Source organism: Cupriavidus basilensis (assembly GCF_000876015.1).
Classification (GTDB): Bacteria; Pseudomonadota; Gammaproteobacteria; order Burkholderiales; family Burkholderiaceae; genus Cupriavidus; species Cupriavidus basilensis_B.
Map to the genome: position 1 here is coordinate 56,081 of NZ_BBQM01000009.1, position 18,767 is coordinate 74,847.

At 69.8% G+C, this 18,767-nt stretch carries 15 protein-coding genes; 8 read left to right on the top strand and 7 right to left on the bottom strand.

Translation table 11 applies throughout. The features are described 5' to 3' along the window. Nucleotides 1-121: 121 nt before the first annotated feature. Nucleotides 122-391: a hypothetical protein gene (locus KF708C_RS05565; RefSeq protein WP_059411008.1), complete on the bottom strand. Its 270-nt coding sequence runs from the start codon at nucleotides 389-391 to the stop codon at nucleotides 122-124. 236 nt (nucleotides 392-627) lie between these two features. Between KF708C_RS05565 and KF708C_RS05570 the strand changes: the two genes are divergently transcribed. Then, nucleotides 628-1,059 (top strand): DUF3293 domain-containing protein, encoded by a 432-nt coding sequence (locus KF708C_RS05570; protein ID WP_020204185.1) that lies wholly within the window; start codon nucleotides 628-630, stop codon nucleotides 1,057-1,059. Between the two features lie 75 nt (nucleotides 1,060-1,134). Here KF708C_RS05570 and KF708C_RS05575 read toward each other — a convergent pair whose 3' ends face one another. From KF708C_RS05575 to KF708C_RS05590, 4 genes are read right to left on the bottom strand one after another with little or no spacing between them, the layout of a single operon-like run. Continuing rightward, nucleotides 1,135-1,779 carry an OmpA/MotB family protein gene (locus tag KF708C_RS05575; protein ID WP_020204184.1) on the bottom strand — a complete coding sequence of 215 codons (645 nt, stop codon included), beginning with the start codon at nucleotides 1,777-1,779 and terminating at the stop codon, nucleotides 1,135-1,137. An 11-nt stretch (nucleotides 1,780-1,790) separates the two neighbouring features. Then, a complete protein-coding gene (locus KF708C_RS05580; protein WP_059411009.1) occupies nucleotides 1,791-3,344 on the bottom strand; it encodes a hypothetical protein in 1,554 nt (517 codons plus the stop codon). Next, a complete protein-coding gene (locus KF708C_RS05585) occupies nucleotides 3,337-4,593 on the bottom strand; it encodes a hypothetical protein (protein WP_059411010.1) in 1,257 nt (418 codons plus the stop codon). The genes KF708C_RS05580 and KF708C_RS05585 overlap by 8 nt, the downstream gene beginning before the upstream one ends. 17 nt (nucleotides 4,594-4,610) lie before the next feature. After that, nucleotides 4,611-5,573, bottom strand: coding sequence for an ATP-binding protein (locus KF708C_RS05590; protein ID WP_063922975.1), 963 nt, complete (start codon nucleotides 5,571-5,573; stop codon nucleotides 4,611-4,613). Between the two features lie 281 nt (nucleotides 5,574-5,854). On the opposite strand from KF708C_RS05590, the gene KF708C_RS05595 reads away from it, so the two are divergent. Then, nucleotides 5,855-7,129: a DUF445 domain-containing protein gene (locus KF708C_RS05595; RefSeq protein WP_020204180.1), complete on the top strand. Its 1,275-nt coding sequence runs from the start codon at nucleotides 5,855-5,857 to the stop codon at nucleotides 7,127-7,129. Between the two features lie 43 nt (nucleotides 7,130-7,172). Here KF708C_RS05595 and KF708C_RS05600 read toward each other — a convergent pair whose 3' ends face one another. Further along, a complete protein-coding gene (locus KF708C_RS05600) occupies nucleotides 7,173-8,648 on the bottom strand; it encodes a DUF2779 domain-containing protein (RefSeq protein WP_082079442.1) in 1,476 nt (491 codons plus the stop codon). Between the two features lie 168 nt (nucleotides 8,649-8,816). Between KF708C_RS05600 and KF708C_RS05605 the strand changes: the two genes are divergently transcribed. Continuing rightward, a complete protein-coding gene (locus KF708C_RS05605) occupies nucleotides 8,817-10,445 on the top strand; it encodes an ATP-binding domain-containing protein (RefSeq protein WP_059411012.1) in 1,629 nt (542 codons plus the stop codon). Nucleotides 10,446-10,601: 156 nt separating this feature from the next. Beyond that, nucleotides 10,602-11,366, top strand: coding sequence for a hypothetical protein (locus KF708C_RS05610; RefSeq protein ID WP_059411013.1), 765 nt, complete (start codon nucleotides 10,602-10,604; stop codon nucleotides 11,364-11,366). 4 nt (nucleotides 11,367-11,370) lie between these two features. On the opposite strand, the gene KF708C_RS05615 is transcribed toward KF708C_RS05610, so the two are convergent. Further along, nucleotides 11,371-12,456 carry a helix-turn-helix transcriptional regulator gene (locus KF708C_RS05615; RefSeq protein ID WP_059411014.1) on the bottom strand — a complete coding sequence of 362 codons (1,086 nt, stop codon included), beginning with the start codon at nucleotides 12,454-12,456 and terminating at the stop codon, nucleotides 11,371-11,373. 143 nt (nucleotides 12,457-12,599) lie between these two features. Between KF708C_RS05615 and KF708C_RS05620 the strand changes: the two genes are divergently transcribed. The 4 genes from KF708C_RS05620 (at nucleotide 12,600) to KF708C_RS05630 (ending at nucleotide 18,555) form a co-directional block, all read left to right on the top strand. Then, nucleotides 12,600-12,929, top strand: coding sequence for a nucleotide pyrophosphohydrolase (locus KF708C_RS05620; RefSeq protein ID WP_020204175.1), 330 nt, complete (start codon nucleotides 12,600-12,602; stop codon nucleotides 12,927-12,929). Between the two features lie 1,127 nt (nucleotides 12,930-14,056). Beyond that, nucleotides 14,057-14,221, top strand: a complete 165-nt coding sequence (locus KF708C_RS35480) for a hypothetical protein (protein ID WP_156173742.1) — start codon at nucleotides 14,057-14,059, stop codon at nucleotides 14,219-14,221. A 24-nt stretch (nucleotides 14,222-14,245) separates the two neighbouring features. Continuing rightward, complete coding sequence (locus KF708C_RS05625; protein ID WP_082079443.1) at nucleotides 14,246-16,549, top strand: phosphocholine-specific phospholipase C; 2,304 nt, start codon at nucleotides 14,246-14,248, stop codon at nucleotides 16,547-16,549. 23 nt (nucleotides 16,550-16,572) lie between these two features. Beyond that, nucleotides 16,573-18,555 (top strand): LamG-like jellyroll fold domain-containing protein, encoded by a 1,983-nt coding sequence (locus KF708C_RS05630; RefSeq protein ID WP_059411016.1) that lies wholly within the window; start codon nucleotides 16,573-16,575, stop codon nucleotides 18,553-18,555. The last annotated feature ends 212 nt before the right edge of the window (nucleotides 18,556-18,767 follow it).

Here is an 18,767-nt window from a genome sequence, read left to right on the forward strand (position 1 = left end):
CGCTGGCGCATCGGCAAGATGGCGGATGATAACACCGATGGCGTTTCCCTGCCGGCGCGCGCGCTTGCCGTGGCCGCGCCGCGGGCCGGTGCGGCGCCGCCGGGACGGCGGCCCGGCACTGCTACTTGTGCGCGACCGAGGTGGACATGCCGTCGATGACGGCGCGCGCATGGGTCACTGCCAGCGCGATGGCGTCGTGCGGCGTGCGCCCGCTTTGCTGCTCCAGCGGCGGCACCAGCCGCAGCGAGCCGCTGTCGCGGCTGACCTGCGTGATGGTGACGGTGGCGAGGAAGCCGGCGGGCACCGGCGTGGCGCCGTGGCCGCCGCCGGGGGCGCGGCGCACGATGGCGGACACCTTGAACCCCTTGTAGATCGCATTGTTCTGAGACATGATGATCTCCTTTCTCCGTCGAGCATACGCTGCTTGCACGGATAAGTACGATTTAGTTTCGGGCGCGCCGCCCGGCGCGCGCCACCGTCCCGCCGACGCTCCCGACCGCCTCGTTCCAGCCCGAACCGCCCCGCCGCGCCCGCGAGCCCGCCGGCCTGCGCCCGCGGCGCGCCGTGGCCATGCCGTGGCCGGCCGGACGCGCGCGCGCATGCCGCAGTCATTTCACGGAGGGTTTCTTGCTTCACGGCTCCAGCATCGACCCCGCGCTCATCCAGGCCTACCTGGAGACGCGCTATCACGTGCGCGGCGATGCGCCGCTCACGCTGGCGATCGGCGAGGCCAGCCCCGCGCTGGCCGCGCTGCACGCGGCGGCGGGCGTGGACTGCAGCGCGTTCGTGACGGCATGGAACCCGCACAGCCGGCCCGAGCCGGAGCCGGCCGCCAACGCGGCGCGCCAGCAGGCGCTGGCGCGCGAGCTGGCGCAACGGGGCCTGCATGCGATCGAGGGCATCGGCCAGCATCCGTCGGGCAGCTGGCCGGGCGAGGAGAGCCTGCTGGTGCTCGGGCTGGCGCTGGACGCGGCCCGGGCGCTCGGCGCGCGCCACGGCCAGAACGCGATCGTGTGGAGCGGCGCCGATGCGGTGCCGCAGCTGATCCTGCTGCGCTAGGCGACAGGCGACAAGCGATATAAGCGGCAGGCGCCGGGCGCGGGCCGCGCCGCCCGCCTCGGCCCGCCGCGCGGCTCAGCCGTTCTGCTGCGCGACGAAGCGGACTTCCACGCGCCGGTTGCGCGCGTCCTCGGGCGGCACGTTCGCGAGCGGATGCGAGTCGCCGAAGCCGGCCACCACCACGCGCTTGGCGACCTGCGCGTCGAGCTTGCCGATCAGCAGGCGCCGGGCCTCGCGCGCGCGGGCGGCCGACAGCGTGTAGTTGTCGTCGTAGACCGTGCAGAAGTGGCTGAAGTCGGTGACGGGGCGGGCGACCTGCAGGTTGTCGGTGTGCCCCTCGACGTAGATCTGGCCGCCCGGCATGCTGTCGAGGTAGGCCGAGATCTTGTCCTCGACCTGCGCGAACGCCGCCCTGGCTTCCGGCGTGATGCAGGCGCTGCCGCGCGCGAACACGTTGTCGCGCAGGACCACCTTGCCGGCCTGCGCGTCGATCGACACCAGCCCCTCGGCGCCCTGCTGCGCGAACGCGGCCTTCATGTCCTGCAGCATCTGCGCGATATGCTTGCGCTGCGCCGCCGAGCCCTGCTCCATCTCGGCCTTGTGGCGCACGTCGGCATATTGCTTCTGCACCACCGACAGCACCAGCAGCAGCATCACCACCGCCATCACGCCGGCCATCAGGTCGGCGATGGCCACCCATTCATTCGGCTTCTCTTTCATGGCGTGCGGCTTCAGGCGTCGGCGCGGCCGCTGCGCGCGCGGCGCTCGCTCGCGGGCGGCTTCGTCATCTGGATCACGGCGGTGTCGAGCCGGTTGTCGATGCTGTGCAGCGCCGCCAGCATGTCGCGGCGGGTACGGTCGTCCTTGTTCGCCGTGGCGGCCTGCCTGATCGTCGCGGCGGCGGCTTCGAGCGTGCCGGTGACGTTCTGGCTGACGTCGGCGATCCGTTCGTAGTGCCCGCCAAGCTCGGCGGTGCGGCGCACGCTCTCGGACACGGACTTGAGCCCGGAGACGATCTTCTCGCGCAGGTCCTCCACGAGATTGGTCATGGCCTGCACGTTGACGTTGAGCGTGTCGCTGGACTCGACGAAGATGCCGTGCGCCTTCTGCTGCGTCGACAGCGACTGGCCGACGGCCGCCTCGACGGACTTCAGGGTGGTGTCGACGCTCGTCGACAGCGTCGTGATGGAGCGCGAGATGTCGCCGGTGGCGTCGGACATCTTCTCCGAGATGACCGCCATGTTCTCGGCGAAGCGGCCGGACATGTCGGCGATGGTCTGGCCGAGGTCGGACTTCATGTCGTCCAGGACTTCCGCCACGCTGACGCGGAACTCGGAGATCGCGGCCTGCAGCTCGGCGGTCGAGCGCCCGGCCATGACGGCGGCGCTGGCCATGTTCGCCGAGGCTTCCGCCATCGCCGTGATGTTGGCGGACACGCCGTCGACGAACGTCTCGATGGCGTGGCGCGTGGATTCGTTGTGGACCACCAGCTCGTCCATCTTCGCCAGTTGCTGCGTGCCCTGCGCGGTCTGCGCCTTCAGGCCCGCGCGCAGCGCCGCCAGCGCTTCGAGCTGCTGCGCGTGGCGCTGCGCGCCGTCCTGCGCCTGCTGCGCGGCGTTGTCACGCAGCACGGCGCCCAGCGCGCCGATGGCGTCGACCAGCTGCCGGTTGTCCGCGACCTGCAGCTCGCGGGCCTCCTTGCGCCGGCGGTCCACCTCGGTCTTCATCTTGCCGATGCACCAGTTCAGGCGGCGCTCCTCGAAGCCGTTGCGGCTGCAATAGATCTTCAGCGTCAGGAACGCCAGGATGCCCCAGGTCGACGTCTTGAACTTGGAACCGAGGCCGTGCATCATCGACATCAGGTTGTCCATCATGCTGTCCATGCCGCCGCTGCCGGTGGCCTGCGACAGGATCACGGACGCCTTGTCGAGCGCCAGGCCCAGACCGACGAACGTCCCGAGCAGGCCCACGATCAGCAGCATGCCGGGCAGGATGTCGGCGAGCTTTTCCTGCGGCGTCGCCACGGCGGCGCTGAGGTCGTTGACGGAGCCGTGCTCGACGTCCAGCTGGCCGGCGTCGCTGCCCGCTTCATTGCCCGTTTCATTTCTCGCCTTGCCGTCGACCTCGCGGTGCCAGTTCCTCGCCCAGTTGTCGGGCGTCGCGTGCCGGCGCACGCCGCGCCATGCATGGATCACCGCCACGAAGATGACGGTGAAAAAGCCGATCTGCAGCCACTCCGGCGGGAGGACCTGCGGCAGGATGAAGTGCAGGATCTGTTCAAGCACGGCTCTCGACCTCCAGTTCGCCGCTGCGCGCGCGGCATTCTTCCTCGAAGATGTTGGCGAAGTCGATGATCAGCATCTGCTGGTCTTCGCTCAGCGCCTCCCAGGCCTTGCCGTTCTGCGCGCAGTCGATCAGGATCGTCCCGACCTCGCTGCCCTGGCGCAGCAGGTAGGCGCGGTCCTCGCTGGCGAGTTGCTCCTCGCTCTTCTCCAGCATCTGCATGAAGCCTTCGCTGGCGTAGACGTAGTTGCGCCGCTCGCGGTTGCGCTTGGCCAGGCTGTCGGCCTGCGCCTTGAGCGCGGGCACGGTGGACTGGAGCTCGGCCAGCATGGCGGCCTCGTCGGGCGCGAGATCGCCGAGCTTCCGGGCGGTCTCCAGGCGGCGCAGCAGCACCTGCTCCCTGGCCAGGCGCTGGTTGTCCGCCTGCCACTGCTTCTCGTCGGCCTGCAGGGCGACGTCCCAGGCCTTGGTCAGTTCCTCGAACACGAACGGCAGCAGCTTCTTGCCGTGGCGCGCGGCGATGATGGCGTCGAGCCTGTCGGTGTCGGCTGCCGACAGCGTCGGCTCGGGCGCGATCAGGTCCGACGCGACCTTGACGAGGAAGACGTCGTCGGCCGAGATGTCGGCGATGTCGCGCGCTTTCTCCAGCTTGTGCTCGGCGGACCTGAGCAGCTTCTGCGTGGCGCGCAGGCGCAGGTAGTGGTCGAAGCTCTGCAGCTCGCCCGCTTCGAGCAGGTTGTCGACGCCGGCGGTGGCCAGCACGTAGTCGTTGACCAGCGCGGCGAGGTCGAGCCCGTGCCGCGCTGTCTCGGGCAGGCGCGAGCGCGCTTCCTCGAAGGTCTTCTTGTGCCGGCGGGCCTGCGCCTCTTCCTCGGCGTTCATCTTCTTGCGCAGCTCGCGCGCGCGCTGGATCGCCCAGTTGATGGCTTTCTCCAGCTTTTGCAGGACCGGGCTGTTCTCGAGCTTCATCAGCGCGGTCAGCGCGGTGTCGATCGCCACGATGGCGTCGCCGAGCCAGGGGAGGCCCATATTCTTCGCCGCGGTCGCCGCCACCGCGAAGTACGGCTTGATCCGCTGCAGCACCGGGCGCACCTTGCGCCAGGTTTCCTTGACCGTGCCCACGAAGGTCTCGGCCTCGTCGGCCAGCCAGTCGATGGCCTTCACGGCGATGTTCCGCGCCGTGTCGTAGACGCTCCTGGCGGCCGAGACGAAGGCGCTCCCGACCGATCTTGCAAATGAAAACAGCCCCATGATTCCCTCTTTTCCTGTTAGTCGACGCCCAGCAGCCGCCGGGTCGTTGCGGAGTCGGCCGCGGGCCCGCGGCGGTGTTCCGGTGAACCGGCTACCTCGTCGCCGGCCTTGCGCACCTCGCCGATGGCGGCTTCGAGGTGCGCCAGCGCCAGGCCGGGCGGCTGGCCGTGCCGCTCGGCCTCGTGCAGCGCCTTGGGCAGCGCCAGCCGCATGCAGGTGCGGATCTCGCGGCCGGAGAAGCCGTCGCTGAGCGCGGCGCAGCGCGCCAGCAGGGGCTCGCGCGGGTCCCGCAGCGGGATGCCCGCGACCAGCATGCGCGACCACAGGCGCTGGCGCGCGTCGAGGTCGGGCAGGTCGAAGTGCACGTGATAGCCGATGCGGCTGCGAAACGCCTCGTCGTAGTTCTTGGCGAAGTTGGTGGCGAAGACCGCCACGCCGTCGAAGCGCTCCAGCTCGATCAGCAGCGTGGAGCGCATGGCGTTGACTTCGTTGTCCACGCCCTGCGTCACCGAGGACAGGCGCTTGCCGAGCAGGGTGTCGGCCTCGTCGAAGAACAGCAGCGCGCCGGCCGCGCGCGCGGCGTCGAACGCGGCCTGGATGTTCTTCGCGGTCTCGCCCATGAACTTGCTTTCCAGCTCGGCGATGCCCAGCGACATGAACGGCAGGTCCAGCGTGCCCGCCAGGGCCTCGGCCGCGAGCGTCTTGCCGGTGCCGGGCGGGCCGTAGAAGTTGAGGATGGTGCTCAGGCCGAGCGGGTCCACGGCGCCGAAGTCCCAGTCGACGTAGATGGTCTTGCGGTGGCGCAGCTTGGTCAGGCATTCGGCAAGGCGCAGCGCCGTGGCGTCGGACAGGATGACGTCGGCGCCGAGCCGGAAGCGCGGCGCGCGCGCGGCGAAGCGCGCGCCGTCGTCCGGCGCGCCCGGGCGGGGGCCGCGTTCGGGCGCCGCCAGCCGCCCGCCCCCGGTGGTGTTCTCGTTCAAAGCGTGTTCCCCATGTATTGCGCGGCATCCGGGCGTGGCTTGCCCGCCCGCGCCGCCCGCGCCGGCCCCGGTTCTGCCGCCGGGGCGCGATGCGAACGTCAAGTGACCTACTATCGGCAGCGGCCCGCAAAAATGGAGTCCTGCTTTCGGGGGGGATCGCGCCGGCTTCGCGGAAGTCTGTCCGCGTATCTGCGCATCGCGTGCGCAGATACGCGGACAGACTGTCTCCGCCCATTCCGGGCAAGTTATCCTCCATCCACGCCTCGACTACCTCACCACGCATGCAGCAAGACACCGAACTCCGCATCGCCAAGCGCAAGGCGCTGGCATTCCTGCTGTTCGCCTTCGCGGTCTTCATCGCCACCCTGTTCGTGCCGCACGGCTTCGCCGCCGGCTGGGTGCGCGCCGCGTCGGAGGCCGCGATGGTCGGCGGGCTGGCCGACTGGTTCGCGGTGGCGGCGCTGTTCCGCCGCATTCCGCTGCCGGGGCTGGCCGGGCACACCAACATCGTCGCGCGCAAGAAGGACGACATCGCCGACGGCCTCGCCGCCTTCGTGCGCGACAAGTTCCTCGACGTGCCGTCGGTGGTCGCGCTGATCGACCGGCACAATCCCGCGCAGGCAGTGGCGCAATGGCTGGCCGCGCCCGGCAACACGCGCGAGATCGGCGACGTGGTGGCGAAGGTGGCCGGCACCGCGCTGGACCTGATGGACGAGCGGGACATCCAGGCCGCGATCCGCCACGCGGCGCACGCCATGATCGGCAAGGTGGACCTGTCGCGCTCGGCCGCCACCATCCTCGAGAGCCTGACCGAGAACGGCCGCCACCAGGCGCTGCTCGACGCCTCGCTGGCGCAGCTGATCCGGCTGCTCAACGAGCCCGGCACGCGCGCGTTCATCGCCGAGCGCATCGTGGAGTGGCTCAAGAGCGAGCATCCGAAGAAGGAGCGGATCCTGCCCACGGAGTGGATCGGCAGCAACGGCGCCGATCTCGTCGCCGCGGCGCTGGGCCGCGTGCTGGGGCAGGTGGAGGCGGACACCACGCACCAGTTGCGCCGCGCGTTCGACGACGCCGTGGCCACGCTGATCGCGCGCCTCAAGGACGACCCGGCCTTTCACGCCCGGGCCGACCGGATCCGGCAGCAGCTCCAGGGCGACAGCGCGCTCAACGCCTACCTCGGCGGCCTGTGGGCGGACTGGCGCGGCTGGCTCAAGCAGGACCTCGCGCGCGCGGATTCCGTGGTCCACCGCAAGGTCATGGAAGCCGGCCACTGGATCGGCGCCGAGCTGGCGCGCAGCCCGTCGCTGCGCGCCTCGCTCAACGACCATCTGCGCGAAGCCGCGCGCGGCATGGCGCCGGATTTCGCGGAATTCGTCACGCGCCATATCAGCAGCACCGTGCGCGGCTGGGACGCGCGCGAGATGGCGCGCCAGATCGAGCTCAGCGTGGGGCGCGACCTGCAGTACATCCGCATGAACGGCACGCTGGTGGGCGGGCTGATCGGCGCGGTGCTGTACCTGGTCGCGCAGATGCCGGCGCTGCTCGGCCGCCTGTGAATGCGGTGGGCGCGATGAGCGCGATGAGCGTGGCCGGCGCGCCCTAGCCCGCCGTGTCGCCGCGGCCCGTGAAGAACTGCCAGAGCCGGATCATGGCCAGCGTGTCGAGGCCGCAGTAGTCCGTGAGCTGCCGCTCGATCTGCGCCTTGCGCGCGGGCGCGGTGCCGGGCGCGATGGCTTCCTGGTAGGCGCTCATGGCCATGCCGCCGTCCTGCACGCCGTCCAGCGCGTCGTAGCGCAGGTCGGGCGCGATGGCCGGCAGCACCTTCTTGATGCTCCAGCTGCCCTGCTGGTCCGGGTGGTAGTAATGCTGCTGGGCAACCGGGAGCAGGTCCACCACGCGCGCGCAGATGGCCAGCAGCGGGGCTTCCAGCGCCGCAAAGCGCGCGGCGAGCTCGCGCATGCGCGCGGTCTCGAAGGCGGCGTTGTAGACGAAGACCGGGCCGGCCTGCCCGCAGCCGGCCACCAGCGCCCGCGCGAACGCGAGCGAGGGATCGTCGCCGGACAGGTCGAGGAACGACCGGTGCTCCAGCTTGCCCGTGCGCGACAGCCGGTGCAGGCTGAACTGGAACGGCAGTTGCTGGTACGGCCGCGTGCCGGGCCAGACCGGCACCGCGAACTGGATCGTCTCGAAGTCCAGGAAAAAGGCCGGCAGCTTGTGCGCGGCGAGCTCGGCCGCGGCGCCGGCGGCGTCGAAGAAGACCTCGCCGGACAGCGTGTGCGCCTTCACGCGGCGCTGCCGGTCGTTGAGCAGGCGGTCCGGCACGTCGCGCATGTCGGCCACGCCGTCCTCTTCGATCAGCGCCTTGAGCGCCCTGGCCTGGATGCGGGGCAGCCACCGCACCGGATACTGCGCCGCCGGCTCCTGGCCGCGGCAATGGTCGAGGAAGCCGCATTCGTAGGGCGTGGCGCAGTGCCGGCCGGTGGCCTGCTCCGGCTCGCCGGCCCGCGCGGCGACGGCCTGCGCCTGCGCGATCCAGCCCTGGACCTCGCCGGCGCGCGCGAAGGCCTGTTCGGAGACGTCGGCCTCGGCCAGCAGGCCGCGGTAGTCGCCGCCGCCCGGATAGACCCACTGGCTGTCGATGTGCGCCAGCGCGATGCCGCTGAGCGGCACGCCCGCGCGCGTGGCCACGAAGGCCTGCACGGCGGTGTCGTCGAGGTGGTAGTCCTTCACGCTGGTGGATGACTTGACCTCGACCATGCGCCAGGTGCGCGCCGCGCCGGCGCCGTCCGGCAGCATGACGTCGGCGAACGCCAGCGCGCCCTCGGCGCGAAAGCCCGCCTCGAACACCGGCGCCGAACTGCCGAGCAGGTCCTGGCTGCGCGCGAAGGCGGCCTCGAAGCCTTCCGTCTGCGCATCCACCAGCGCGCCGGTGCCGCGCGGGTCATAGAGCCGGCGCGCGATCTCGCCGACCTGGTGCCCGATCGCGAAGCTCGCCTCGGTCGCGGCCGAATCGCTGCGCAGCGCCGGGCGGTGGATTTCCAGCCAGAGCCGCTTCGGGCATTGCCGGAAGGCCATTAGTTTGGATTTCGATAATAAGCGCATGGTCTTTCTGTCTTGTCGTGCCGGCGGGGGACGCCGCCTTTGTGCTGCCATCGTGCCGCCATTGTGCCGCACGCCGCGATGGCTGCGTGGCGGCCGCTCGGGTATTCTCGTGCTCTTTCCAAGAGACGACGGAGCATTCCCGTGGCGCGCATCATTCCCGACGGCTGGGAAACCCTGGAGGCCAGCGGCCCCGCCCAGCGCGAGCTGGAGACGCTCGCGGTGCTGGCGGCCGGCCTGCCGGACGGCTATACGGTCTACCACTCGGTGCACTGGACCAACGTGGCGCACGTGCACGCCATCTACGGCGAGATCGATTTCGTGGTGGTGAACCGCGCGGGGCAGCTGCTCATCATCGAGCAGAAGAGCGGCTTCCTCGACGAGACGCCCGAGGGGCTGGTCAAGCACTACGGCACGCGCTCGCGCGTGGTCTCGGTGCAGATGGGCCGCACCGCGGACGGCCTGCGCGGCAAGCTGATGCGCAGCCTGGGCGGCCAGCCGGTGTTCATCGAGCACCTGCTGTATTGCCCGGACTACACGGTGCGCAACCCGGTCACGGCGGGGCTGTCGCCGCAGCGCATCGTCGACGCGGGCCGGCGCGCGCAGCTGTGCGCCATCATTCGGGCGATCCTGCCGCCGGGCGAGGACGCGCCGGTGGCCGAGCGGATCCATCGCTTCCTGTGCGACACCATCGAGCTCGACACCGACGTCAGCGCGCTGATCGGCCAGGCGCGCACGCTGGTGAAGCGCGTGTCCGGCGGCCTGTCGCACTGGGCGCGGCAGCTCGACATCGAGCCGTTCCGCCTGCGCGTGACCGGTACCGCGGGCTCGGGCAAGACCCAGCTCGCGCTGGCCGAGTACCGCGACGCGATCGCGCGCGGGCGGCGCCCGCTCTACGTCTGCTTCAACCGCCCGCTGGCCGACCACTTCGCGCGCATCGCGCCGCCGGGCGGACTGGCCTGCACGTTCCACATGCTGTGCGAAGCGCTGCTGCGCCATCACGGCGGCGTGCCGGACTTCACGCAGCCCGATGCGTTCACGAAGCTGGTGGACGACGTGGCGCGGCTCGCGGTGCCCGGCGAATTCGTCTTCGACACGCTGATCGTGGACGAAGGCCAGGACTTCGCGCCGCACTGGCGCGACCTGGTGCTGCGGCACGCGGGCCCGGCGGCGCGCGCGCTGTGGCTGGAAGACCCGATGCAGAACCTGTACGGCCACCCGCCGGCCGAGCTGCCGGGCTGGGTGCGCCTGCGCGCGCGCAGCAACTTCCGCAGCCCGCGCCCGGTGGTGAAGCTGCTGCAGCCGCTGCTGCCGCCCGAGGTGGAGATCGAGGCCACCGCGCCCATCGCCACGGCGGAGGTGGAATTCCTGGTGTACCAGGACCATGAGCTGCTCGACCGCGTCAAGGACGGCCTGCGCCTGTGCTACTCCGACGGCTTCCGGCAGGAGGACGTGGTGCTGCTGAGCTACCGCGGGCGCGACAATTCCCGCCTGCTCGGCTACGACCAGCTCGGCCCGAACCGGCTGCGCTCGTTTACCGGCGCCTACGACGCGCAGGGCCAGCCGGTCTACTCGCAGGGCGACGTGCTGGCGGAATCGGTGTTCCGCTTCAAGGGACAGTCCGCGCCCGCCATCGTGTTCGCCGAGATCGATTTCGAGACGCTCGGCGAGAAGGAGATCCGCCGGCTGTTCGTCGGCGCGACGCGGGCGACGATGAAGCTGGTGCTGGTGCTGTCCGAGCGCGCGGCGGGTTTGCTGTACGACCGGCTGTAGGTTCTCCGGGGCGGCGCGGGAGGGGCGCGGGAGGGGCGGGCACGGCATCCCGTTGCCCGCCTCCCGCGACGGATTGCATGCCGGTGCCGCATCTGCGCACCGGATGCGCAGATGCGTGGCGACACTGCACTCCTCGGCAGAACAGGAGGGCAAGCCATGCAATTCGTCACGATTCCCGGAACCGTTTCCGGCACCGCCATCGCCACCTCGCAGGTCCGGCCGCAGCGCGTGCTGCTGCGCCGCTGGGGCTTCTCCGAGCAGGAGGCCGCGGGCCTGCTGCTCGACCTGCCGTCGCTGGAGGGCCGGCTGGCGTGGACGCTGGACGAGCAGGCCCGGCCGCGGCCCGACCTGGTCATCCACCTCGTGGATGCCACGCGCCTGAGCGGCGTGTTCGGCGGCGCGCGCTGGAACGCGATGGGCCCGGTCGACGCCATGCGCCGCGCGCGCCGGCGCGGCACCAGCGAGATCGCCCTGGTGCTGGGCTCGGCCCAGCACCTGCCGCCCGAGCGCGACGGCTGCTGGGTGCTGGCCGGCGAGCGCAGCCTGGCCGCGGCGCTCGACATCCTCGCGCGCACCGCCATCGAGCCGCTGCTGGCGCCCGGCGCGGGCCGGCGCACGGGGTTTCACGAGCTGGCGTCGATGAACGCGCTGTGCGTGCTGGCGCGCGAGCAGGAGCAGGACCGCGAGGCCCTGTCCCGGCGCATCGTCTCGGTCCTGTGGACGGCGGTCGAACGCTCGTACTCAATGCCCGCGCGCCTGCTGGTGGCCGCGCAGACGCACGTGATGGACCACGTGGACTCGTTCAACCCGAACCTGCTGCAGCGCATCCGCGCGCACCGGCGCGACACCGGCTCGCTCGACCTCGCGGCCGACATCACCATCGCCTATCCGTGGCCGGCGCCGTGCGTGCCGGCGCTATGACGCCCTATGTCCCTGACGCCTCCGGCGCCCCCGATGCGAGCGCGTCCGCGTAGGCGCGGCACGCCTGCGACAGGTTCCCGGCGATCTCCCTGCGCAGATGCGCCGGCGACAGGATCTCGACGCGGGCCGAGCGCTCCATCAGCAGGTTGCGGAATTCGACCGAGGGAATGACCGTGGCGGTGAGGCGGAAGCCGCCCTCCTCCTCGACGATCTCCTGGTCGTCGGCCAGCTTCTGCTCGCGGAACAGGTTCTTGATCTCGCTGTCTTCCCTGACGCGCAGTTCCACGCGCACCGGCGCCTCGGGGAAGAACGAGAAGAACTGGTTGTGCAGGACGTAGGCGTCCAGGTCGAAGTCCGGGTCGGCCCTGCCGGCCACCTCGGTGCAGGTGGCCTGGACGAAGCGGTCCAGCCGCAGCTGGTAGCGCTTGAAGCTGCCGTCGCTGCGCTCGCGGCTCGCCACCAGGTAAAGCACCGGCCCGCGCTCGACCAGCGCCAGCGGCACCACGTTGAACGCGGCGGGCTCCTCGCTGTCGAGCCGGGAGTTGCGGTAGCAGACCGACAGGACCTGGGTGGCATAGAGCGCGCGCCGCACGGCGTTGAGGATGTCCTCGCGGATCGGCGGCGAGCGCAGCGGATAACCGGCGTCGATGCGCACCGTCTTGGCCGCCCACGCGCGCGCGGTGGCCAGCGCCGGGTCCACCGGGCTTTCCTGCAGCACCCTGGCGGCGCCGACGAAATAATCCTCGAGCTGGCTGATGACGTGGCTCGGGAGATGATTGGGCGCATGCCGCTGCAGCGTGAGCAGCGCGATGGCCAGCTCCAGCGGCGGCCGGCGCGCCGTGCCCGAGACCGCCTTCTTGCCGGTGCGCCACCATTTCTTGTCGCGCGAGCGCCCTTCCTTGCCGACCAGGCCTTCCTCGCACAGGCGGTCCAGCGCGCGGATCACGGTGTCGCGCCCCGGCGCCTGCTCGCCATACTTCGCCTGCACGCGGGACAGCAGCTCCCCGGAGAAGATGCGCGCCTCCGCCTGGGGAGGCATGCAGGACAGGATATCGCTTTCGAGCCGTGGCCAGTTTGCCGAGGTCGCCATCTGAACTTGTCGCCTGTTTTATTTTTTCGGGAGGCGCTATCGTAGCGGATCTGCGCACGGCTTGCGCAGAAGCCATGCTAAGCGCGGCCCGCGGCGCGGCACCGTGGTTCAATAGCGTTCGTTCCATTGCATCGCAGACCATCATGACCCTGATCGACACCAAGAACCTCCAGCGCGCCGCGCACGAATTCGGCGAAGCCCGCGGCTGGGGGAAATACCACAGCCCCAAGAACCTGGCGATGGCGCTGAGCGTGGAAGCGGCCGAGCTGGTGGAGATTTTCCAGTGGAAGACCGAGGAGGAATCGCGCGGGATCATGGCGACCGACGAGCGGGAGCATGTGGAGCAGGAGCTGGCGGATATTGCGATTTATCTGTCGCAGTTGCTGAATGTGTTGGGGGTGGATCTGGATGCGGCGGTGAAGGCGAAGATGGTGGTGAATGCGGGGAAGTATCCGGTGCCGGGAGGGGAATAGGATTGGGGGAGTATTTGATTTCTTTAGAGTCGGCTTTGACTTCGGCTTCAAGGGATTTGGCTTCGAAGTTGGCTGCTTAACGTTAAGGTCAAAGTCAAAGTCAAAGTCAAAGTCAAAGGCTTTCGCTCCTCCGGAGCGACCTACTTTCTTTTGTCCGAAAAGAAAGTAGGCCAAGAAAGCGGACTGCCTGGCCGGCAGGGGCAGAAACGTTGGGATTTCTAATTGTTGGTGGTTTCGTGGTGGGGCCGGTGGTTCTGCGTGCATCTGCCGTTACCGGTGCGAGCGGCCACGACACTGCTGGCTGTAGTGGCTTCGTGGTCAGACCTATGATGGCGAGCGCACTGCTGGTTCGGCCATCTGCCGTTACCGGCTTTGGACACCACGACATAGCACCCTCATGGTTTCGTGGTGGGCATGGTGGACCCGGCGCGGGTGTGTCGGGTTTCGGCCCGCGTTGAGCGTTCTCGTGCCGGGCGCATTCCAAGCCGGGGCCACCGCGCCCACCACGAAACCAGTGCCGATCCCATGACGTGCCCATCTGCTTCGGTCGCGGCAGCAGCCTGAAGGGCTTGGGCCACCGCCATCATGCAGCGCCACCAGGAATCGAACGCCATTCGCGATGCCGCAGGCAAGCAAACCGGTAGCGTCAGCAGTCTCATCGAAGCCAGCGCCCGCACCACGAAACCAGCACCAGCCATAACGTCTGAGCGCCCAGCCCCCCTGCAAGGGGTCGTTTTCTTTTGGTTACTTTTCTTTGTCGAGACAAAGAAAAGTAACGATCTTCACCAAGCCCGAACCACCAAAACCGCTCGAGCCTCAAGGCCCACGAAAGTCCGAACAAGGACCCTAAGCTCAAGCCACCAATCAAGTTCGAGCCTCAAGGCCCACGAAAGCTAGAACAAGGACCCAAAGCCCAAACCACCAATCAAGCCCGAGCCGCCAGGCCCACAAAAGCCCGAACAAGAAAATCCGCCCCCCCAATCCCATATGTATTGATACGTTCATTCACGCCCCCGTAATACGTACCCGCCACAATCCGCTCCCGTCCCATCCCTAGCGCTTCCTCCTGGCCGTCGGCGTGCCGGCTTTCGTTCGCCCATGCCCGCGCGGGCCGCGCTTTCCATTCCATGTCCAAGACCCTGCTTGCGTTGCTGATGACGTTGTCGTGCCTGTCCGCTTGCGGCGGCGGCGACGACGGCGCGAACACTGTTGCCACGCCCGCGGCCCCCGCGCCGCAGGCGCCCGTGGCCGATGCGGTTATCCGCTGCGCGCCTGCCGTCAGCCCGAAATAAGCCAGCTCACCGGATCGCCGTCACATGTCCTCGAAGTCCCTGAAGAGTCGTCGCCAGTTTCTGAAGTTCGGAGCCGCTTCGGCGGGTGCCGCCGCCGCTTCGATGGTGCTGCCGCAAAGCATCCGCGACGCGCTGGCCATTTCCGCCAACCGCCGCACCGGCACGCTCCAGGATGTGGAGCACATCGTGGTGCTGATGCAGGAGAACCGCTCGTTCGATCATTACTTCGGCACCATGAACGGCGTGCGCGGCTTCGGCGATCCGAAGCCGGTGCCGCTGCGCAGCGGCAGGCCGGTGTGGTATCAGCCGGCCGGGCGCAACGCGGATGCGCGCACCGGCTATGCCAACGTGGGTTATGCGAACTGGCCGAAGACGAGCCAGTGGTACGAGAGCGATCCGGTGCTGCAGGCGCAGCAGAAGTACGTGCTGCCGTTCCGCCTGGACACCACCACGACCAACGCGCAGCATCTCGGCGGCACGGACCACAACTGGAAGCTCGAGCAAGGCATCTGGAAGCACTGGGACGCCTGGGTGCCGCTGAAGAGCCGCATGTCGATGGGCTACTACGATGCGCGCAAGGACCTGCCGTTCTACTACCAGCTGGCCAGCGCCTTCACCATCTGCGACGCCAACCATTGCTCGATCTTCGCCAACACCGAGCCCAACCGCCAGTACTACACCAGCGGCGCCAGCGTCTACACCATGAGCGGCTACCAGGCCGGCACCCGGAAGCGCCTCAAGGGCCAGGAGCTGGACAACAACTGGACCGCCAACATGGACCTCGACGAGGCCTGGGAAGGGCTGACCTGGAAGTGCTACGCCGAGCGGCTGCAGGAAAAGAAGATCGACTGGCGCGTGTACCAGGCGTATTCCAACTACGGCTGCAACTCCGTCGCCTTCCACAAGACCTTCCGCAAGCTCGACAAGCAGTCCGACGAGTACCGCCGCGGGCGCGCCTACGTGGGCAACAAGCTGGCCTCGAACGAGGCCGCCTACGACGAGGAGCTGGCCAACGCCATCGCCCAGGACGTGCAGAACGGCACGCTGCCGCAGGTGTCGTGGATCATCTGCCCGGACGCCTACTGCGAGCATCCGGACGCCTCGCCGGCGGCCGGCCAGGCGCTGGTGGACAAGCTGCTCAAGGCGCTGACCTCGAATCCCGAGGTGTGGGCCAAGACTGTGTTCATCATCAACTACGACGAGAACGACGGTTTCTTCGACCACGTGCCGGCCTACGTGCCGCCGGTCAACACCGCCATGTACGGCTACCAGGGCCAGAGCACGGTGTCGGTGGACGAGGAAAACTACAACGGCGTGCCGATCGGCCTGGGGCCGCGCGTGCCGATGATGGTGGTGTCGCCGTGGAGCAAGGGCGGCTGGGTGTGCTCGCAGGTGTTCGACCACACCTCGGTGCTGCGCTTCATCGAGGCGCGCTTCGGCGTGCCGTGCGAGTACATCTCGCCGTGGCGCCGCGCGGTCTGCGGCGACCTGACCTCGGCCTTCGATTTCACCAAGCCCAACGGCGACCTGCCCACCGACCTGCCCAACACCACGTACTACAAGGCGGACGCCGATGCGGCCCGCACCCGTCCGAGCCCGGCGGTGCCGTCCGCGCCCACGCGCCCGGTGCAGGAGGTCGGCCAGCGCCGCGCGCGCGCCTTGCCCTACGAGCTGTTCGCGCACGGCCGCGCGGATGCCGACGGCAAGCGCTTCTGGATCGATTTCGCCAACACCGGCGCGGCCGGCGCGGGCTTCATCGTCTATGCCAACGGCGCCACCAGTTACGCCGAGCCGGACAAGCCGCACGACCAGGACGACACGGTGTTCCCGCCCGCCACCTTCGACGCGCTCAACAACGGCGGCGGCGTGTGGCAGTACACCGTCGAGGCGGGCAAGAGCCTGTCCGACAACTGGATGCCGCAGCCGGCCGGCGCGCAGGATGGCCGCTACGATCTCTCCGTCTACGGTCCCAACGGCTTCCTCAACCAGTTCCGCGGCAAGCTCGGGCAGGCCGGGCCCGAGGTGGCGGCCTGCTACGACATCACCAACGGCAAGCTGCTGCTGACGCTGGTCAACCAGGGCAAGCAGGCGTGCGTGATGTACGCCGCCAACGGCTACGACAGCGCCGACGCGCGCACCTACCATCTCGCGCCCGGCGTCTCGCAGCAGGACAGCTGGGACCTGAGCGCGACCAGCCAGTGGTTCGACGTGCGCCTTACCACGGACGCCGGCGACGGCTTCCTGCGCCGCTTCGCGGGCCATATCGAAACCGGCCGCCACAGCCTGACCGATCCGCGCATCGGCGGCGCCGCGGTGGACATGCTGTGAACCGCGCCCGCACAGGAACCGTCATGAGCAAAATCGGAACGCGCGCCATGCGCACTCTCGCGGCCGGCGCGCTGGCGCTGGCCATGCTGCTGGCCGCCTGCGGCGGCGACGGCACGGCCCCGGCCGCCGGCGCGCTGCCGCCCGCGGACGCGCCGCCCGCCGCCGGCACGCGCCGCGTGCTGCTGATCGGCATGGACGGCGTGAACTATCCCGAGCTGCGCGCCGCGCTGGCGCAGCAGCAGGCGCCGGCGCTGGCGCAACTGACGCTGGGGCCGGCCTATACCGGCGGCGTCAGCGGCACGGTCACGCAGCAGGAAGCGCTGGCCGGCCCCGGCTGGGCCACCCTGCTCACCGGCACCTGGGCCAACCGGCACGGCATCACCACCGACCAGGGCGGGCAGCTGCTGCGCGCCGACACGCTGTTCGCGCGGCTGCGGCAGGCGCGCGCGGGCGGCAAGATCGCCGTGGCCGCGGGCTGGAGCACGCTCGCGCAGCAGCTGGGCGCCGACGCCTGGGCCAGCCGCATCGACAGCCTGGTGGACTGTGCCGGCGTGGACGCCTGCGTGACCGACGCCGCGCTGCGCGCCGTGGCCGACCGCGACTATGGCGTGGTGGTGGCCAACTTCCACGCGCCGGCGCAGGCCGCCGGCGGCCTGGACAGCGACTACCGCCGCGCCCTCGCCACGCTGGACCAGCAAGTGGGCCGGCTGATGGCGGCGCTGCAGGCCAGCAGCACCGCCCGTCCCGGCGAGGACTGGCTGGTGGTTGCCACCACCAGCCGCCCGATGCGCGCGAAGGACTACGCGCCGGATGCCGCGGCCATCGACGACACCAGCTTCATCGGCCTGAACCGCGCCGGCAACGCCGTCTTCGCCGCCTCGGCCAGGGACGCGATGCCGGCCTCCAGGGCCGACCTCTACACGCGCCCGGGCATCGCCGACGTGACGCCCACGGTGCTGGACTTTCTCGGCGTGGCGCCGGTCGCCGCGCAGTACGCGATCGAGGGCCAGTCGCTGCTCGGCACGCCCGGCGTGCAGCAGTTGCGCGCCAGCGCCGGGCGCGACGCCGGCAGCGTCAGCCTGAGCTGGAAGCTGGCGCCGGACGCCGCGCCGCCCGCGCGGATCGAGATCTACCGCGACGGCGTCAAGGTGGCTACGCTCGCCGGCGACGCCACCGGTTATGTCGATGCCGACGTCGGCCTGGCCGGCAAGCCCGAAGGCACCTACCGCTTCGACTACGTGGTGATGGCCGGCGCGGTGCCGCTCGCCTACCGCGCGGCCATCGCCTACGTGCCGCCGATCGTGCTGCCGGCCACGCTGCTCGACCGCCTGATGCACTTCTTCTCGTTCGACACCGGCCTGGCCGACACTCGCAGCGCCGACGCGCTGCGCGCGCTGGAGACCCCGGCGCCGGCGCCGCTGTCCGGCGACGACGGCTTCGGCGGCAGGTCGCTGGCGATCGACCCGGACAGGACCAGCTACGACCTGCCGAGCGACGTGCCGCTGCAGCCGCAGTTCTCGGTCGGCTTCTGGTACAAGTCGGACGCGCAGCAGGCGTGGCTGCCGGTGCTGACCAACAAGGACTGGAATTCGGGCGCCAACCGCGGCTTCATCATCGGGCAGTCCTCGGCCGGCACCATGACCTTCAACTTCGGCGACGGCTCGCGCCGCGCCGATGCGTTCATGGGCTTCACCGCCAACCAGTGGGTGTATGTCGCGCTGACCGTCGACACCGTGGCCAAGACCGCCACCGCCTATATCGCCGACCCGGTGCTGGGCGTGCGCAGCACCGCCATGAACCTCGGCACGCTGACGATGGCCAACCTGCGCGACACGCGCCTGGTGCTCAACGAGGACACCACCGGCACCGCCTATCCCGGCTACACCGCGCCGACGGCGGTCGCGCCCGAGTACAACGACCTCGCCTTCTGGTCGCGCGTGCTCGATGCCACCGAAGTGAAGGCGCTGTACGCCGCGGGCAAGTCGCTGTCGACGCTGAATCCGTAGCGCGATCGCCGGCATTGCCGGCATTTCCGACAATGCCGGCGACGCACGGCAAATGCCGAACGGTTTGCTCCCCTCTCCCGCCCGCGGGAGAGGGCCGGCACCCCCACGAAGTCGCCACCCGCCCCACGCGCGAGCCCCCGTTCATCAGCGCGGCGCGCAAACCACCCCCTGCCTTGCCGCGCATCCGCCACAACACTCCGAGTACCGCCAGG

Excerpts from the sequence above, each read along its gene's own strand:
- KF708C_RS05565 (WP_059411008.1), bottom strand. The coding sequence starts at position 391 with ATGTCTCAGAACAATGCGATCTACAAGGGGTTCAAGGTGTCCGCCATC.
- KF708C_RS05575 (WP_020204184.1), bottom strand. The coding sequence starts at position 1,779 with ATGAAAGAGAAGCCGAATGAATGGGTGGCCATCGCCGACCTGATGGCC.
- KF708C_RS05585 (WP_059411010.1), bottom strand. The coding sequence starts at position 4,593 with ATGGGGCTGTTTTCATTTGCAAGATCGGTCGGGAGCGCCTTCGTCTCG.
- KF708C_RS05595 (WP_020204180.1), top strand. The coding sequence starts at position 5,855 with ATGCAGCAAGACACCGAACTCCGCATCGCCAAGCGCAAGGCGCTGGCA.
- KF708C_RS05600 (WP_082079442.1), bottom strand. The coding sequence starts at position 8,648 with ATGGCCTTCCGGCAATGCCCGAAGCGGCTCTGGCTGGAAATCCACCGC.
- KF708C_RS05610 (WP_059411013.1), top strand. The coding sequence starts at position 10,602 with ATGCAATTCGTCACGATTCCCGGAACCGTTTCCGGCACCGCCATCGCC.
- KF708C_RS05615 (WP_059411014.1), bottom strand. The coding sequence starts at position 12,456 with ATGGCGACCTCGGCAAACTGGCCACGGCTCGAAAGCGATATCCTGTCC.
- KF708C_RS05620 (WP_020204175.1), top strand. The coding sequence starts at position 12,600 with ATGACCCTGATCGACACCAAGAACCTCCAGCGCGCCGCGCACGAATTC.
- KF708C_RS35480 (WP_156173742.1), top strand. The coding sequence starts at position 14,057 with ATGTCCAAGACCCTGCTTGCGTTGCTGATGACGTTGTCGTGCCTGTCC.
- KF708C_RS05625 (WP_082079443.1), top strand. The coding sequence starts at position 14,246 with ATGTCCTCGAAGTCCCTGAAGAGTCGTCGCCAGTTTCTGAAGTTCGGA.
- KF708C_RS05630 (WP_059411016.1), top strand. The coding sequence starts at position 16,573 with ATGAGCAAAATCGGAACGCGCGCCATGCGCACTCTCGCGGCCGGCGCG.